Below are 16,352 nucleotides of genomic sequence, written 5' to 3'. Positions count from 1 at the left end.
GGTGATCCACGCCCCCCGTCCGGAAAGTGTCCCATGTCCGGTGGGGGCGCGGCGGTCACCGCGCCCCCACCGGAGGTGCTCAGGCCTTCGAGCGGTGGATCACCTGAAGCTCGGTGAACCCGTACAGGCCCCACGGACCGTTCTCCACGCCGACGCCGCTCCACTTGAACCCGCCGAACGGCTGGTTGGGGGCGAGGGCCAGGTGGGTGTTGACCCAGGCGGTGCCGCACTCCAGCCGCCCCGCGACCTCCGCGGCCCGGTCGGCGTCGGTGCCCCACACCGACCCGGACAGCCCGAAGTGGGTGCCGTTGGCGCGCGCGACGGCGTCCTCCAGATCGGTGTACTTGACGATCGGCAGCGCGGGGCCGAACTGCTCCTCGTCCACGATCCGGGTGCCGTCGGAGACGTCGGCGAGGATCGTCGGCTCGAAGAAGTAGCCGGGCCCGTCGATCGGCCCGCCGCCCGCCGCCGCGCGGGCCCCGCCCGCGATCGCGTCGGCGACCAGTTCGCCGACCCGCTCGTACTGCGGCCGGTTGTTGATCGGCCCGTACTGGACGCCCTCGTCCATCCCGTTGCCGACCCGCGCGGCCCTGGCGCGCTCGGCGAGCGCGTCCACCACGTCCCCGTAGAGCGCCTCCGGGACGTACACGCGCTTGATCGCCGAGCAGACCTGCCCGTTGTTCTGGAACGCGGCGCCGAAGAGCCGGTCGGCGACCGCGGCCGGGTCGGCGTCGTCGAGCAGGATCGCCGGGTCGTTGCCGCCGAGCTCCAGCGTGACGCGCTTCAGGTCGGGCGCCGCCGCGGCCGCGACGCGCTTGCCGGTCGCGACGCTGCCGGTGAAGCTGATCTTGCGGGGCACCTCGTGCGCGGTCATCCAGGCGCCGAGCTCGTCGCCGCCGGTGACGACGTTCAGCACGCCGGGCGGCAGGACGTCGCGCAGCACCTCGCCGAGCTTCAGGCTCGACAGCGGGGTGAACGGGGACGGCTTGAGGACCATCGTGTTGCCCGCGAGCAGCGCCGGGGCGAGTTTCCAGATCCCGAGCAGCAGCGGGTAGTTCCACGGGGTGATCGCGGCTACCACGCCCATGGGCCGGCGCACGACCTCCACCCGCGCGCTCGCGTCGTCCTGGATGACCTCGCGCGGCAGTTCGAGGTCGGCGAAGTACTTCAGCCACACGCCCGCGCCGACGACCTCCATGGTCGCGTCGGCCAGGGGCTTGCCCTGCTCCAGCGTGAGGATCCGGCCGATCTCCTCGGACCTGGCGAACATGACGTCGGCCGCCGCGAGCAGGGCCTTGCGGCGCGCGGCCTCGTCGCGGCGCCAGTCGGCGTAGGCGGCCTGCGCCGAGGCCATCGCCGCGTCGAGCTGCTCCCGGGACGCGTCGGGCGCCTGCTCGGCCACCTCGCCGGTCGCCGGATCGATCACGCCGAAGGTGCCGGGCGCGGTCACGGCCCGGCCGTCGATGGTCATCGAGAAGTTCTCGGACACCTGGGTCCTCCGCTCACGGGGTTTACCGAACGAGATTCAGTATTCCCCCTCGCCGTCCTCCTGACGAGGGGCCGGGGCCCCGGCGGCGGAACGGGCGACCCGGGGGGGCGGACGGCGGCGACCTGACCGGTTCCGGCGACATCCCGGCGAACGCGGGCCGGCGGAGAGAGGATCCCCCCATGCGACCACGTTGCACAGCGGTGTTCGCCCTCACCCTCGCCCTCCTCGGATCCGGCGGGGCGACGGCGGCGGCCGCACCCCAAGCGCCTCCCGCCCGACCGGCCGCGCCCGGGCTGTCCGGCTCCCGTCCCTGCGCGGGGCAGCCCGGCTTCACCTGCTCGTTCCTGACCGTCCCGCTCGACCACCGCGACCCCGGGGACGGCCGGACCCTGAGGCTCCAGGTCGCGGCGGCGGACAACGCCCGCGCGCCCAAGGGCGTCCTGATGTTCCTGACCGGCGGCCCGGGGCAGCCCGGCGTCCCGTTCATCAGCGGCATCTCCAAGCGCCTGCCGGAGCTGGCGGAGAACTACCGGTTCGTCATGGTCGACCAGCGCGGCACCGGCGAGTTCGGCGCGATCGACTGCCCGCGGCTCCAGGCGCAGGTGGGCGGCAGCGACATCGAGCCGCCCACGCCCGAGGCGGTGAAGGAGTGCGCCGGCGTCCTCGGCGGCCGGCGGCACTACTTCACCACCGAGCAGACGGTCGGCGACCTCGACCTGCTGCGCCGCGCGCTCGGCGTGCGGACCTGGACCGTGGACGGCGTGTCCTACGGGACCATGACCGGCGCCGCCTACGCCGCGTCTCATCCGGGGAACGTCAGGAGGCTCGTCCTCGACTCGGCGCTGCCGTTCGTCGACCCGCAGGGCGACGACATGCTCTACCTCACCGGGCAGCGGGCCACCGCGCGCGTCCTGCGCGACGCCTGCGCCGCCGCGCCCGCCTGCGGCTTCGACCCGGCCCGCGACCTGGCGTGGCTCGCCCGGCACCGCGAGGACGCGGTGCTGATCTGGGACATGCTGGTGACCTACGAGTTCCTCGACCCCACCTACCGGGACGCCGGCGCCCTCGGCGGGCTGGGGGACGTGGTGTCGGCGATCCACGACGCCCGCGGCGGCGACGCCGCGCACCTGGACCGGCTGCTCCGGGCGCTCGACTCCGGCGGCGATGACCCCGCCGAGTACAGTTCGGGCCTGCACATCGCGACGATCTGCGGGGACGGCCGGTTCCCGTGGGGGACGTCCGAGACGGTGCCGGCCCTCCGAGAGGCCGCGCTGGAGCGGGCGCGCGAGCGCCTTCCGGCCGAGGCGACCTGGCCGTTCACCGCCGACACCGCGGTCGGGAACGGATTCGTCCAGGAATGCCTGCACTGGCCGTGGGCGCGGCACACGGCCGAACCCCGCCGCGCCAGGCTCTCGGTCCCGGTCCTGCTGGTGAACGGCGACCGGGACCTGTCCACGCCGCTGGAATGGGCGCGGGAGGAACTGCGGTACGCCCCGCGCGGCACTCTCGTCGTGGTGAAGGGCGCCTCCCACTCCATCCAGAACCGCGAGCGGGGGACCCAGGGCCGCGAGGCGGTCTACAGGTTCCTCAACGGCTGATCCCCGACGCCGACGGGCGCCCCCGCGATTCCGCGGGGGCGCCCGTTTCGGCAGGTCAGGCGGCGAAGATGCGGTCCAGGAGGTCGCGGTAGCCGCGCAGCGCCAGGCGGAGGCGCTCGGTGTCGGCGGGCCCGCCGCCGTCCAGCGCCTCGGTGAGCGAGCGCCGGTGCGCGGCGAGCGCGCGCCCGAGGGCGTCGACGGCCTCGGAGGCCAGGCCGTCCGCCTGCCGCACCGACTCGCCGGGGTCGTCTACGAAGGCGGCCTGGACGCCGTGCCACCGCTCCCGGAACCGCTCGGCCTCGGCGGAGGCGATCAGCTTCTCCTGGACGCCGCCGGTCGCGGCGCCCCGAGCCGTGCCCGGAGCGGCGCCCGGCGCCGTGCCCGGTGCCGGGCCCGGCTTCTCCGGAGCGGCGTGCTTCGGCTCCGTGCTCTGGACGGGGGTCCCGATCGGGTCGGTGTCCCGGGTGGTCGCCTTGACCTGGTTGGCCTCCTGGCTCGGGGTCTTGATCGCGCCCGCGTCCCGGACGGGGGTGCCCGGCCGGTCCGTGCCGCGGTGGGCCGGCATCGGGTCGGGGACGGTGTCGGGCACGGTCTCCGGTGCCTGCGTCCCGGGGGCGGGAGGGGTGGGTCCGGCCACGTGCCGGTCGTCCGTCGTCCCGGGCCCGCCCGTTCCCGCGGCGCGGGCGCGCTCGCCGGTGAGCGGACCGGTGGCCGCGGGCGTTCCGGTCTCAGTTCGCCTGTGCTCCATCGGGTCAGCTCCTCATGGTTCGTTCGTCGCCGCGGTGCCCGGCGGCCGGGCCGGTGGGCGCGGCGGCGTGCCTGCCGGCGTGTTCGCCGTCCGCGGTGGGCTCCGCGGTGTGCTCTTCGCCCTTGCCGTGGTGAGCCTCGCCGTGGGGGGCGAGCAACTCCTCGAACAGGGCGCGGTAGTGCACCATGGCCTGGCGCAGGTCCTCGGTGGACGCCTCCTGGGTCGTGGCCTTCCCGCTGATGGCGTGGGCCCGCCGGTAGTGGTCCATCGTGCGGCCGTGCTCGACCGACAGGTGGGCGACCTTCTCCTCGAAGCCGCGCGCCGGGTAGCCGCGCTCGCCCATCACGACCGTGACGAGCTGGTCGGCCTGCTCGACCGCCGCCTCGGGGGCGTCGACGAAGCGTTCCTGGACGCGGACCCACTGCTCGCGGTACTCCTCGCGGCGCCGGGGGTCGAGCTCGCGCAGTTCCAGCTCCTCGTGGCGCTGCTCGCGGGAGCGCAGCTCCCGCTCGGCGGCCGCGCGGCCGCCCTGGCGCTCCAGGACCCGGTCGTACTCGGGGCCGAACCGCCGCCTGAGCCGCGCCGTGCGGGACCGGGTCAGGGCGAGGTACCCGGCCGCGGCGAGAACGGCGACGACCACCAGGGCGACGACGACCCATATCGCGGTCGACATTGTTTCCTCCAACGTGCTGTCGGATCGAATGAGACCGCGATGCCCACCCCACGGCGTTCAAAACGATTCGCCATAAAACGGTACGGATTTCCTGCGGTGTCTCCGGCGCCCGTGTTCTGATGGGGGCGCTACCGGAACCCCGCGCCCCCCGCGGCGGGCGCGCTCGAATGGATGTGATGCGCGGTGCGCCACGCGTTCGGCTTCGTCCTCGGCGTCCTGCTGACCCCCGCGCTGGTGTACGGCGCGGCCTGGGGGTACGTCCAGGCCGGACAATCATTCGACGGCACCGGGCAGGCGATTACCGACCGCACGCGCATCTACGGCGCGTTCGCCCTGCTCGCCGCCGTGGGCCTGGTGACGGGCGTGATCATCGTCGCGCGGTGGGCGTCGCCGCTGGTCTCGCTGGTCCCGGCGCTGGCGCTGCTCGGCGCGTCCGCCTTCTTCCTGGCCGACCCCGGCCGCGCCCTCGACCTGCCCGGCAGGGTGCCGCCGGCCGGCGACATGGACTTCGGCCTGCGCATGCTGCTCGGGTCGGGCGTGTACGCGATGATGGGGTTCGCGCTGCTGATGCCCGCCTGGGCGCCGCGGCGCTGGGGGTCGGGTCGCAGGGAGGACCGCGCCGACGCGGACTTCTACTCCGCCGTGGGACGCTGACGGGCCGGGCCCCGCTCGAGGCCCGGCCCGCGTCACGGCGTCCGGTCAGGTCCGGCAGAAGCGGTCAGCCCTGCTTCGCGTTGATGACGAAGTGCGTCGTGTAGGTCTCGGCCAGGTCGATCTCGCCCTTCTTCTCCGCCACCTCGGGGGAGAACTGCGCGAGCACCTTCAGGACGTTCTCCGCGGCGTCCGGCTTCATCACGCCGTCCCCGTTGAACATGCTGATCGAGTCGCCGACGGCCTTCTCGTACAGCGCCGGGTCGCCGCCCGCGTAGTCCTTCGGCATCTTCGCCGCGATCTCCGCCGGCTTGTGTTGCTTGATCCAGCCGAGCGTCTTGACGAAGGCGTTGGCGAGCTTCTGCACGGTCTCGCCGTGCGACTTCACGTACGCGCAGTCCATGTAGAGCGAGCTGGACGGGTAGAGCCCGCCGAGCGCCTGGCGGGTGCCGTCCTCGGTGCGCATCTCGACCATGACCTTGCCCTTGCCGGTGCTGACGAGCTTGGCGATGGTCGGATCGGTCGTCATGCCGGCGTCGATGCCGCCGTTCTCCATCGTGGAGATGAACGTCTGGCCCGCGCCCGCCTTCACCGTCGTGTAGTCGGAGGTCTTGACGCCGTTGCGCACGGCCAGCGCGCGGGTGATGAAGTCGGTGGACGATCCCGGGCTGGTCACGCCGAGCTTCTTGCCCTTGAACCCGGCCGGGGAGGTCAGGGAGCCCGCCTTGGACGCCGCGACCATCTCCGCCTCGCCGGGGACGTCCGCCATCTGCACGACGCTCTGCACGCACTTGCCCTTGGTCTGCAGGTGGATGGCGTGGTCGTAGAAGCCGACGACGCCCTGGACGTCGCCGGCGATGAGCACGTTCTCGGCCTGCGCGCCGGCGGGCTCGGTGAGCAGCTGGACGTCCAGGCCCTGCTCCTTGAAGTACCCGAGCTGCTCGGTCAGCTTGGCGGGCAGGTAGATGACCTTGTCGATCCCGCCCACCATGATCTTGACGGTGCCGCCGGACCCGCCGTCGGCCCCGGACCCGGAACGGGAGTCGCGGCAGGCGGACAGGGACGACAGGGCGGTGAGGGCGGCGAGCGCGGCGGCGCCCGCCCGGAGGGAGGTGCTGGGCATGACGGTTCTCCTGGTCGTGCTGGTGAGGGGGTGGGGAGGCCCGGGAGCGGGGGCCGGGCGGGGCGGGGTCAGAGCTGGACGTCGTGGCCGGACGCGGCGGGCCGCCAGCGCAGCAGCCGGCCCTCCAGCAGCGTGAGCAGGTACTCGGCGAGCAGGGCCAGCACGGTGATGATGATCATCCCGGCGTAGATCCCGGCGGCGTCGAAGGTGCCCTGGGAGTGGTTGATGAGCAGGCCGAGGCCCTTGTCGGCGCCGGTGTACTCGCCGACGATCGCGCCGATGATGGCGAATCCGAACGCCGAGTGCAGCGAGGCGAGGATCCACGAGGTGGCGCTCGGGACCACGATCGTCCACAGCACCTGCGTCCGGCCCGCGCCGAGGATCCGCGCGTTGTTGACCAGGTTCCGGTCGACCTCGCGGGCGCCCTGGAAGGCGTTGAAGAAGACCGCGAAGAACACCAGCACGAACGCCGTCGCGATCTTGGACTGCATGCCGAGCCCGAACCAGATGATGAACAGCGAGGCCAGGATGATGCGCGGGATCGCGTTGACGGCCTTGATGAACGGCGCGCACACGTCCGACAGGAACCGGCTGCGGCCGAGCACGATGCCGAGCACGACCCCGCCGGCCGCGCCGAGCGCGAAGCCCGCGACCGCCTCCTGGAGCGTGACCGAGATCTGCTCCCAGATCGACCCCTGCGAGGTGCCCTCGGTGAACCAGTCGACGAGCCGTTCCCAGATCTTCGACGGCATCGAGTAGTAGAACGGGTCGATCCAGTGGCGCGCGGCCAGCTCCCACGATCCGAGCCAGACCGCCACGAGCGCGACCCGGACGCCGGTGATGCCGAGGGTGCGGCGCAGCCCGGCGGTGCGCAGCCGCGCGATCGCGGCCCGGTCGCCGTGGTCGTCCGGCACTGCGGTCGCCGGAGCGGGCTCGGACGGGCCGGTGGTCTCCGCGGTGGTCCCCGCGGTGGTCCCCGCGGTGGTCCCCGCGGTGGTCCCCGCGGTGGTCTCCGCGGTGGTCTCCGCCTCGCGCGTCCTCGTCTCACGCCGCATGTCCGGCCCCTCTCTCGCGGGTGATCTGGACCTCTTCGCGCAGCGAGTCCCACACCTCGCGGTAGATGTCGAGGAACGCGCCCGTCAGCCGGACCTCCTCGGCGTCGCGCGGCCGCTCCAGCGGCACCTCGAACACGCCCTTGATCGTCGCGGGCCCCGCTGTCATGACCACGACCCGGTCGGACAGCACGAGCGCCTCCTCCAGGTCGTGCGTGACGAACACGACGGCGGCGCCGGACCCCGACCACAGGCGCAGCAGCTCGTCCTGCATGAGGCCGCGGGTCTGGACGTCCAGGGCGGAGAACGGCTCGTCCATGAGCAGCACGGACGGCTCGTTGACGAGGGTCTGCGCGAGCGCCACGCGCTTGCGCATCCCGCCCGACAGTTGGTGGGGGTAGTAGCCCTCGAATCCGGCGAGGCCGACCCGCGCGACCCAGTCCCGGGCGCGGTCGCGGGCCTCGCGCTTGCCGGCGCCCCGGTAGCGGGGCCCCGCCGCGACGTTGTCCAGGACGGACCGCCACGGCAGGACGGCGTCGTTCTGGAACATGTAGCCGACGCCGTCGGGGATTCCCTCGACGGGCCGGCCGTGGACGAGGACGCGGCCCGCGGACGCGGGCTCCAGTCCGGAGACCAGGGACAGGGTGGTCGACTTGCCGCAGCCGGTCGGGCCGACCACGGCGACGAACTCGCCCGGCCCCACGGCCATGTGCAGGTCCCTGACCGCCGTGTGGACGCCGCCCGCCGACCGGAAGCGCTTGGTGGCGCCGTCCAGCTCGATCACGGGCCCGGCGGGCCGCCCGGCGCTGTCTGGCTTGGGTGATGCTGATGTGGACACGGCGGCACCGTACGAATGTGGCGCGCGTCACCGGAACCCTTGCCCGCGATGTGCTCGCAAGCCGCGAATCCCCACGTTGAGCGCGATAGCCGAGGTTCTGCGCGTTCTGCTCACGCGGGGTCTGGGCGGCCGGGCCGGATTGGTCTACGGTGCACCTCATGCCCGTCCGGCCCCGCATCTCCTTCGCCCGCCAGGTGCTGATCCTGCAGGTGGGCGTGGTCGTCGTGGTGGCGGTCCTCGGGTACGGGCTGGTCGCCTGGATGCTGGACGGGCGGCTCCGCGACCAGTACGGCCAGCGGGCCCTCACGGTGGCGCGCAGCGTCGCCGTCGACCCGCAGATCGCGGCGGCGGTCGCCGCCGGCGACCCCGCCGGGCTCGTCCAGGACCGCGCCGAGCGGGTCCGGGTCCGGACCGGGGCGCTGTTCGTCGTGGTGACCGACAACCGCGGGCTGCGCCTGTCCCACCCGAACCCGCTGGAGCTCGGCCGGCACGTCAGCACCGACCCCTCCGACGCGCTCGCCGGGCGGGAGGTCGTCCGCGTCGAGCGCGGCACGCTCGGCCTGTCCGCGCGCGGCAAGGTGCCGCTGTACGGCCCGGGCGGGCGGATCCTCGGCGAGGTCAGCGTCGGGTTCGACGCCCGCGCCATCGACCGGGAGCTCGGGCACGTGCTGCGCGAGATGTCGCTGTTCGTCGCGGGCGCCGTCCTGCTCGGCGTCGTCGCGTCCGCCGCGATCGGCCGCAGGCTGAAGCGGCAGACGCTCGGCCTCGAACCGTACGAGCTGGTCGAGCTCGTCCACGAGCGGGAGGCGGTGCTGCACGGCGTCGGCGAGGGAGTCGTGGCCGTCGACACCGCGGGCCGGATCGCGGTCTGCAACGACGAGGCGTCCCGGCTGCTCGGCGTCGCGCCGGAGCGCGGCGCCCCCGCCGGGGACCTCGCCGAGCGGGGGGCGCTGCGCGACGTCCTCACGGGCCGGCGCGACGCCGCGAACCTGTTCGTCACGGCGGGGGAGCGCGTCCTCGTCGTCAACCGGCGGGAGGTCCGCAGGCACCGCCGCGACCTCGGCGCCGTCATCACGCTGCGCGACCGCACCGACCTGGAGACCCTCGCCCGCGAGCTGGACTCGGTCAGCACCCTCTTCGACGCCCTCCGCGCGCAGCGCCACGAGTACGCCAACCGGCTCCACACCCTCTCGGGGCTGCTCCAGCTCGGCCACAGCGAGGAGGCCGCCGACTACGTCGGCACCCTGATGGAGGACGCCGCGCGCCGCGCCCCGGCGCCCGACAACCTCCCCGACCCCCTGTCGGACCCGTACCTGCGCGCGTTCCTGTCCGCCAAGTCCGCCGTCGCCGCGGAGAAGGGCGTCCGGCTCGACATCGGCGCCGGCAGCTACGTGCCGGGCCGCGTCGCCGACGCCCTGGACGTGACGACCGTCGTCGGCAACCTCGTCGACAACGCCGTCGAGGCGGCGCGGCTCGGGCGGCGGCGGCCCGCCCGCGTCGAGGTCGAGCTGCTCGGCGACGGCCGCGACCTGCACGCCACCGTCACCGACTCCGGCGACGGCCTGCCGGACGGCCTGCGCGACGCCGTCTTCGACGACGGCGTCTCCACCCGCGACACCGCGGCGGGCCGCTCGCGCGGGCTCGGGCTCGGCCTGGCGCGCCGCACCGCCCGCGCCCGCGGCGGCGACGTGACGTTCGTGGACGCGGGAACGGGCGGGCCGGAGGGGTGCGGGGCCGTGGCGGTCGCCCGGCTCCCCGGGGTGCTGGGCGCGGAGGCGGTGCGATGATCGACGTGCTCGTGGTGGACGACGACTTCCGCGTGGCGCAGGTCCACGCCGGGTTCGTGGCGGCGCTGCGGGGGTTCGCGGTGACCGGGCTCGCGCACTCCGCCGCGCAGGCCAGGTCCATGGCCGCCGAGCTGCGGCCCGCCCTGGTCCTGCTGGACGTCTACCTGCCGGACGCCTCGGGCCTGTCCCTGCTGCCCGAGCTGGACGCCGACGTCATCATGGCGACGGCGGCGGCCGACCCCCGCGCCGTGCGGGAGGCGCTCCGGCACGGCGCCCTGCACTACCTCATCAAGCCGTTCACCGCCGCCGCGCTGAACGAGCGCCTCACCGCCTACGCCCGCTACCGGGAGGCGCTGTCCGGCGGGAGCGAGCTCTCCCAGGCGGCCCTCGACGGCGCCGTCCGCGCGCTGTACGCGCCGCTGCACGCCCGCACGCCCGCCCCCAAGGGCCAGTCGCCCGTGACGACGCGGCTGGTCAGCGACGCGCTGCGGCGGGCGGACGCGCCGCGGTCCGCGGCCGAGATCGCCGACGAGGTCGGCATCTCCCGCGCCACCGCCCAGCGCTACCTCGCGGCGCTCGCCGAGGCCGGGCGGGTCGTGGTGACGCTGCGCTACGGCGCCACCGGACGGCCCGAGCACCAGTACGCGTGGTCGCCCCGGTAGAGGCCGGCGAGGACGTCCTCGATGCCCGCCTCGCGCAGCGAGATGTCGCGGATGTCGTGGTCGCGGGCGAGCGCCGCGACCACCGCCGCCGCGTTCGCCGCGTTCGGCAGCCGGAGCCACTGCCGCGGCCCCTCCACCCGCTCGGCCTCGATCCCGTCCAGCATGATCGGCGGCGCCGGCCGGGCGAGCTCCACGACCAGCAGCCGGTCGGCGTCCACGGTGCGGCGCAGCTCCTCCAGCCCGCCGTCGTAGGCGAGCCGGCCGTGGTCGACGATCATGACACGGCGGCAGAGCCGCTCGATGTCGCCGAGGTCGTGCGTGGTCAGCAGGATCGTGGTGCCGCGCTCGGCGTTGACGCGTTCCAGGAAGTCGCGGACGGTCGCCTTGCTCACCACGTCCAGGCCGATCGTCGGCTCGTCCAGGACGAGCAGTTCCGGGTCGTGCAGCAGCGCCGCCGCGAGGTCGCCCCGCATCCGCTGGCCGAGGCTGAGCTGCCGGACCGGGGTGTCCAGGAACGGCTCCAGCTCCAGCAGCGCGGTCAGCTCCGCGAGCCGGGCCCGGTGCGCGGCGGCCTCGACCCGGTAGAGCCGCCGCACGAGCGCCAGGCTGGCGCGCAGCGGCAGGTCCCACCACAGCGTCGTCCGCTGCCCGAACACCACCCCGATGCGGCGCGCGAGCGTCGTGCGGCGCCGCGACGGGTCCAGCCCGCACACCCGCAGGGTGCCGGACGACGCGGTGAGGATCCCGGTCAGCATCTTGATCGTCGTGGACTTCCCCGCCCCGTTGGGGCCGAGGTAGCCGACGAACTCGCCCCGCTCCACCGTGAACGACACTCCGTCCACCGCGCGCACCGGCCGGCGCGCCCGCCGAAGGACGCCCGAGCGCGTTCGCACGGTGAAGGTCTTGACCACGTCCTCGGCCTCGATCATCGGCACCGGCATCAGCTCCCTGTCGATCGGTAGTGCCGCAGGCCGGCCCGCCACGCGGTCGCCGCCGCCGCGCACAGCGCCGCGGCGACCGCCGGGGAGGCGAACCGCGCCGCGCCCGGCAGCCCGAGCGGGTCGGGACGGTCCAGGACGTACAGCGCGGGCTGCCAGTTGACGAACGCCAGCGGCACGACGAACGTCACCCCGCGGACCAGGTCGCGGGCGAAAACGGTCAGCGGGTACTGGGTGAGGAACGCGCCGCCGTAGGTGAGCGACTTGCTCGCCCCGTGGCTGTCGACGAGCACGAACTGCATCGCGGCCGTCAGCACCCACAGCCCCCCGAAGATCGCCGCCCCGGACAGCACCATGACGGGGATCATCGCCAGCCGGCCCGGGGTCCAGCGGACCTCCAGCCCGCCGAGCGCGTACCCGAGCACCAGCACGGCCGGGACGAGCTTGCCGAGCCGGCGCGGCGTGAAGCCCTCCGTCGCGATCTGGACCAGCGGGCTCACCGGGCGCACCAGCATCGCGTCCAGCGACCCCTCCCGCACGTGCGCCCCGAGCCGCTCGGTCGAGCCGAGGACGATGTCGGAGAGCGCGAAGGACAGCGCCGACGTACCGTACAGGAACAGGACCTCGGACACGCCGAACCCGGCGATGCGCGGCGCCCGCGAGAACAGCACCATGATCGCGGCCGCGTCCAGGACGGAGACGACCGCGGTGGCCAGGCCGAGCAGCACCATCGACACCGGGTACTGCGCCGCGGCGCGGATCCACGTCCAGGCGAGCAGCCCGTACACGCGCAGCGCGCCGGGCGCGGCGGGCTCAGCCACCGTGGACCACCAGCCTCCGCCGGGCCGCCCGCGTGACCAGCGCGCCCGCCCCGAGCAGGACGGCCGCCCATCCCGCCTGGAAGGCCAGCGCGCCGGCCAGGCCGGCGCCGTCGTGGCGGCCGAGGAACACGTCCGCCGGCACCTGGATCTGCGCCGCCCACGGCAGGAGTTCGGCGGCCTGGCCGAGCCGCCCGGGGAACACGACGAGCGGCAGGATCATCCCGGAGAAGAACAGCGACATCACGAGCGTGACGGCGCTCAGGCCGCGGTCGTCGTGCAGCCAGAACATCCCCATCGCCACCAGGTAGCGCAGCCCGAAGCTCACCACCGCCGCGAGGACCAGCGCCACCGCGAACGCGGCCAGGTGCGCCGGAGCCGGCCACCGGAAGGGGAACGCCAGGGCGCCGGCCAGCAGCGGCGGCCCCGCGCGCAGCACCAGCGAACTCGCCGCGCGGCCGAGGTCGTGCGCCAGCCACCAGCCCATCAGCCCGGCGGGCCGGTGCAGGTCGATCGCGACGTCCCCGTTGCGGATGCGCTCGGTCAGCTCCATCCCGCCGAAGATCTGCACCGGCCCTATCAGGGCCTGGGTGACGAAGCAGAAGGTCACGGCGTCGGCGGCCGCGTACCCGCCGAGCGACGGCCGGACCTCCCACAGCGCCAGCAGCACGTAGGCGCGCAGGAAGCCGAACATCGTGTTGGTGAGCGACTCGGTCAGGGATCCGAGCGGATAGGCGGTGTGGCGGCGGAACCCGTACCACCACACCCACGGAAGAACGCCCACCTGCCGGGATCCTAGACCGGCGGCCCGGCCCCGACCACGTACTTTCGCACACAGACGGGCCCCCGGCGGATCGCGCCGGGGGCCCGGTCCACGTGCGGGACGAGCTCAGTCCTGCGGGATGTCGGGCTTGACGGGGGAGTAGAGCCAGTCCTTGAAGAACCCGCTCAGGTCCTGCCCGGCGATCCGCTGGGCCAGCGCCGTGAACTGCCCGGTCCGGGCGTTGCCGTACTTGTGCTGCGCGTACCACGTCCGGAGCAGGGTGAAGAACTTCTCGTCACCGATCTTCTCGCGGAGGAACTGCAGCATCATGCCGCCGCCGCTGTACACGCGATCGTTGAACATGGTGTCGCGCTGCGGGTCGGCGGTCAGCACCGACCAGTACGGGCGCCCCGCCGCGTCGGGGAACGGGCGGGCGGCGTAGGTGGCGCGGGCCGCGTCGTGCACGGAGCGGCCGCCGTGCACCTCGGTGTAGTACCACGCGGACCAGGTGGCGAAGCTCTCGTTCAGCCACACGTCCTTCCACTGCGCGGGCGAGACCGCGTCGCCGTACCACTGGTGCGCCAGCTCGTGGGCGATCGTGCCGGTGCTGCGCACGGCCGAGTACACGGGCTTGCTCTGGGTCTCCAGGGAGAACCCGAGCGGCTGGCCGTTGAAGCGGGCGTCGTCGGCGATCGCGCCGGTGCTGCCGAACGCGTACTCCCCGAACGTCTTCGACCAGAGGTCGGTGACCTCGCTGGTGGTGTCGTAGAAGAAGCTCACCGCGTCCGGCTGGGCGGCGAGCAGCTCGGGGTCGACGGCCGTGTAGTTGGGGACGCCGCGCGGCGTCCGGCCCTGCCTCACGTCCCACCTGCCGATGTCGATCGTGGTGAGGTAGCTCGCCATCGGGCTGTCCTCGCGCCATTTGAAGACCTCCGCGCGGGTCTTGGACGCGCGGCGGCTGAAGCCGGCGACGGCGGAGCGGTGCCCCGCCGGGCGGCCGTTGGCGACGGCCGTCAGGCCCTTCGGCACCGTGATCGTGTAGTCGTAGGTGGCCTTGTCGCTCGGGTGGTCGTTCACGGGGAACCAGGTGCTGGCGCCGTTCGGCTCGCCGCCGACGAACGCGCCGTCGGGGGTGTGCAGGAAGCCGTAGGGGGAGCCGAAGACGATCGGGGAGCCCACGATGGTCTGCGGAACGCCGCCGTACCTGATGACCGCGGTGAAGGTCCGTCCCTTGCGCAGCCCCTGCCGCGGCGTGATGACCAGCTCCTGGCCGTGCCGCTCGTAGCGGGCCTGGCGCCGGTCGACCCAGACCTTGTCGACGTCCATGCCGGACAGGTCGAGGTCGAACCGCGACAGGTCCTGGGTGGCGCGCGCGGTGACGGTCACGGTGCCGTCGAGCTGGTCGTGGTCGGGGTCGTAGCTCAGGTCCAGAGAGTAGTGGCGGACGTCGTAGCCGCCGTTGCCCTCCAGCGGGAAGTAGGGGTCGCCGACACCGGGGGCGCCGGGGGTGAAGCGCCCGTGCTGGCCCTGCCCGTCCGCGGAGGCGGCGGGCGCGAGCGCGACGACGCTCACCGCGGCGACGGCGAGCGGAAGCATCCGGCCGGGGATCGCCCGGGACCGGATGAACCGGGGGTGACGCGCCATCAGGGGTCCTCTCTCAGAGAGATCGAATAGCGGGGCTCACGATGCGCCCCGACGGCGGCGTTTGTCGAGATCCATTGCCGAATGTGGCCGGAACGTGAGGGCCGGACAAGGGTGGCCAGAGGGGCGGCGGGGGTGTTCCGGGACGCCGTAAGGCCCCCGCGGGTGTAGGGACGCGGGGGCCTTAGGGGTCCTGGGGATCAGGCCGGAGAGCGGGGCCGGCGGCGCCGGCCGGCGCGGGTCAGTGGAACTGGCCCTCTTCCGTCGAGCCCTTCAGGGCGGTGGTGGAGGAGTCGGGGCTGATGGCGGTGCTGACCATGTCGAAGTAGCCGGTGCCGGCCTCGCGCTGGTGCTTGACCGCGGTGAAGCCCTTCTCGGCCGCCGCGAACTCGCGCTCCTGCAGGTCGACGTACGCCGTCATGCCCTCGCGGGCGTAGCCGTGCGCCAGGTCGAACATGCCGTAGTTGAGCGCGTGGAACCCGGCCAGGGTGATGAACTGGAACTTGAAGCCCATGTGGCCGAGCTCGCGCTGGAACTTGGCGATGGTCGCGTCGTCCAGGTGCGCCTTCCAGTTGAAGGACGGCGAGCAGTTGTAGGCCAGCATCTGGTCCGGGTACTCGGCCTTCACGGCCTCGGCGAACCTGCGCGCCTGCTCCAGGTCCGGGGTGCCGGTCTCCATCCAGATGAGGTCGGAGTACGGTGCGTAGGCCTTGGCGCGGGCGATGCAGGGCTCGATGCCGTTGCGGACGTGGTAGAAGCCCTCGGCGGTGCGCTCGCCGGTGGTGAACTCGCGGTCGCGCTCGTCCACGTCCGTCGTGATCAGGGTCGCGGCCTCGGCGTCGGTCCGCGCGATGATCAGAGACGGGACGCCCGAGATGTCCGCGGCGAGGCGAGCCGTGTTCAGGGTCTTGATGTGCTGCGAGGTCGGGATGAGGACCTTGCCGCCGAGGTGGCCGCACTTCTTCTCGGAGGCCAGCTGGTCCTCCCAGTGCACGCCCGCGGCGCCCGCGGCGATCATGCCCTTCATCAGCTCGAAGGCGTTGAGCACGCCGCCGAAGCCGGCCTCGGCGTCGGCCACGATCGGGGCGAGGAAGTGCGTGTCGCCCTCACCCTCGGCCCACTGCACCTGGTCGGCGCGCAGCAGCGCGTTGTTGATCCGGCGCACGACGGCCGGGACCGAGTTCGCCGGGTAGATGCTCTGGTCCGGGTAGGTCTGGCCCGCCAGGTTGGCGTCCGCCGCGACCTGCCAGCCGGACAGGTAGATGGCCTTCAGGCCCGCCTTGACCTGCTGGACGGCCTGCAGACCGGTCAGCGCGCCGAGCGAGTGGACGTAGTCCTCCTCGTGCAGGAGGGTCCAGAGCCGCTCCGCGCCGAGACGCGCGAGCGTGTGCTCCTCCTGGACCGATCCGCGGATCCGGACGACGTCCTCGGCCGTGTAGGTCCGCTCGATGCCCTTCCAACGAGGGTCGGACTCCCACTGCCGCTGCAGCTCCTCGGCTGCGCCCTTGAGGCGACTGTCGCTCATCATCTTGCCCTTCCGTGTCGTCCCCTGGGTGCTTGTTCCCGACTAT

General features: G+C 73.5%; 15 protein-coding genes. 4 read left to right on the top strand and 11 right to left on the bottom strand.

Annotated features, from left to right (window positions below):
- Nucleotides 1-79 precede the first annotated feature (79 nt).
- A complete protein-coding gene (locus AB0C84_RS30170) occupies nucleotides 80-1,489 on the bottom strand; it encodes an aldehyde dehydrogenase family protein (protein WP_361073124.1) in 1,410 nt (469 codons plus the stop codon).
- 179 nt (nucleotides 1,490-1,668) lie between these two features.
- On the opposite strand from AB0C84_RS30170, the gene AB0C84_RS30165 reads away from it, so the two are divergent.
- Complete coding sequence (locus AB0C84_RS30165) at nucleotides 1,669-3,087, top strand: alpha/beta fold hydrolase (protein ID WP_361073121.1); 1,419 nt, start codon at nucleotides 1,669-1,671, stop codon at nucleotides 3,085-3,087.
- 55 nt (nucleotides 3,088-3,142) lie between these two features.
- Here AB0C84_RS30165 and AB0C84_RS30160 read toward each other — a convergent pair whose 3' ends face one another.
- Nucleotides 3,143-3,835, bottom strand: coding sequence for a hypothetical protein (locus AB0C84_RS30160; protein ID WP_361073118.1), 693 nt, complete (start codon nucleotides 3,833-3,835; stop codon nucleotides 3,143-3,145).
- A 4-nt stretch (nucleotides 3,836-3,839) separates the two neighbouring features.
- Nucleotides 3,840-4,508: a hypothetical protein gene (locus AB0C84_RS30155; protein ID WP_361073116.1), complete on the bottom strand. Its 669-nt coding sequence runs from the start codon at nucleotides 4,506-4,508 to the stop codon at nucleotides 3,840-3,842.
- Between the two features lie 183 nt (nucleotides 4,509-4,691).
- Here AB0C84_RS30155 and AB0C84_RS30150 point away from each other — a divergent pair, with 183 nt between their 5' ends.
- Nucleotides 4,692-5,162 carry a hypothetical protein gene (locus AB0C84_RS30150; protein WP_258945448.1) on the top strand — a complete coding sequence of 157 codons (471 nt, stop codon included), beginning with the start codon at nucleotides 4,692-4,694 and terminating at the stop codon, nucleotides 5,160-5,162.
- A 64-nt stretch (nucleotides 5,163-5,226) separates the two neighbouring features.
- Here the strand turns inward: AB0C84_RS30150 and AB0C84_RS30145 are convergent, their stop codons facing one another.
- From AB0C84_RS30145 to AB0C84_RS30135, 3 genes are all read right to left on the bottom strand, one after another.
- Nucleotides 5,227-6,282, bottom strand: a complete 1,056-nt coding sequence (locus AB0C84_RS30145; protein WP_361073113.1) for an ABC transporter substrate-binding protein — start codon at nucleotides 6,280-6,282, stop codon at nucleotides 5,227-5,229.
- A gap of 68 nt (nucleotides 6,283-6,350) precedes the next feature.
- The gene (locus AB0C84_RS30140; protein ID WP_361073110.1) at nucleotides 6,351-7,337 is read right to left on the bottom strand and encodes an ABC transporter permease; all 987 of its coding nucleotides are present in this window, start codon (nucleotides 7,335-7,337) and stop codon (nucleotides 6,351-6,353) included.
- Nucleotides 7,327-8,172, bottom strand: a complete 846-nt coding sequence (locus tag AB0C84_RS30135) for an ABC transporter ATP-binding protein (RefSeq protein WP_361073107.1) — start codon at nucleotides 8,170-8,172, stop codon at nucleotides 7,327-7,329. Before AB0C84_RS30135 ends, AB0C84_RS30140 begins: the two co-directional genes overlap by 11 nt.
- Before the next feature lie 158 nt (nucleotides 8,173-8,330).
- Between AB0C84_RS30135 and AB0C84_RS30130 the strand changes: the two genes are divergently transcribed.
- Nucleotides 8,331-9,959 (top strand): sensor histidine kinase, encoded by a 1,629-nt coding sequence (locus tag AB0C84_RS30130; RefSeq protein WP_361073104.1) that lies wholly within the window; start codon nucleotides 8,331-8,333, stop codon nucleotides 9,957-9,959.
- On the top strand, nucleotides 9,956-10,621 hold the full coding sequence (locus AB0C84_RS30125) for a response regulator (RefSeq protein ID WP_179848658.1): 666 nt from the start codon (nucleotides 9,956-9,958) through the stop codon (nucleotides 10,619-10,621). Before AB0C84_RS30130 ends, AB0C84_RS30125 begins: the two co-directional genes overlap by 4 nt.
- Here AB0C84_RS30125 and AB0C84_RS30120 read toward each other — a convergent pair.
- From AB0C84_RS30120 to aceA, 5 genes are all read right to left on the bottom strand, one after another.
- Nucleotides 10,570-11,562, bottom strand: a complete 993-nt coding sequence (locus tag AB0C84_RS30120; RefSeq protein ID WP_246396312.1) for an ATP-binding cassette domain-containing protein — start codon at nucleotides 11,560-11,562, stop codon at nucleotides 10,570-10,572. The genes AB0C84_RS30125 and AB0C84_RS30120 overlap by 52 nt on opposite strands.
- Complete coding sequence (locus AB0C84_RS30115; RefSeq protein WP_361073101.1) at nucleotides 11,562-12,380, bottom strand: ABC-2 family transporter protein; 819 nt, start codon at nucleotides 12,378-12,380, stop codon at nucleotides 11,562-11,564. Before AB0C84_RS30115 ends, AB0C84_RS30120 begins: the two co-directional genes overlap by 1 nt.
- A complete protein-coding gene (locus tag AB0C84_RS30110; RefSeq protein WP_258945454.1) occupies nucleotides 12,373-13,161 on the bottom strand; it encodes an ABC-2 family transporter protein in 789 nt (262 codons plus the stop codon). The genes AB0C84_RS30115 and AB0C84_RS30110 overlap by 8 nt, the downstream gene beginning before the upstream one ends.
- Before the next feature lie 105 nt (nucleotides 13,162-13,266).
- Entirely contained in the window at nucleotides 13,267-14,784 is a 1,518-nt protein-coding gene (locus AB0C84_RS30105; RefSeq protein WP_361073097.1) for a M1 family metallopeptidase, read from the bottom strand.
- A 238-nt stretch (nucleotides 14,785-15,022) separates the two neighbouring features.
- Nucleotides 15,023-16,309: an isocitrate lyase gene (aceA, locus tag AB0C84_RS30100; RefSeq protein ID WP_258945456.1), complete on the bottom strand. Its 1,287-nt coding sequence runs from the start codon at nucleotides 16,307-16,309 to the stop codon at nucleotides 15,023-15,025.
- Nucleotides 16,310-16,352: the final 43 nt, after the last annotated feature.

The organism is Actinomadura sp. NPDC048955 (assembly GCF_040649435.1).
Classification (GTDB): domain Bacteria; phylum Actinomycetota; class Actinomycetes; order Streptosporangiales; family Streptosporangiaceae; genus Spirillospora; species Spirillospora luteofluorescens.
This window is presented reverse-complemented; position numbering and strand designations above follow the sequence as displayed.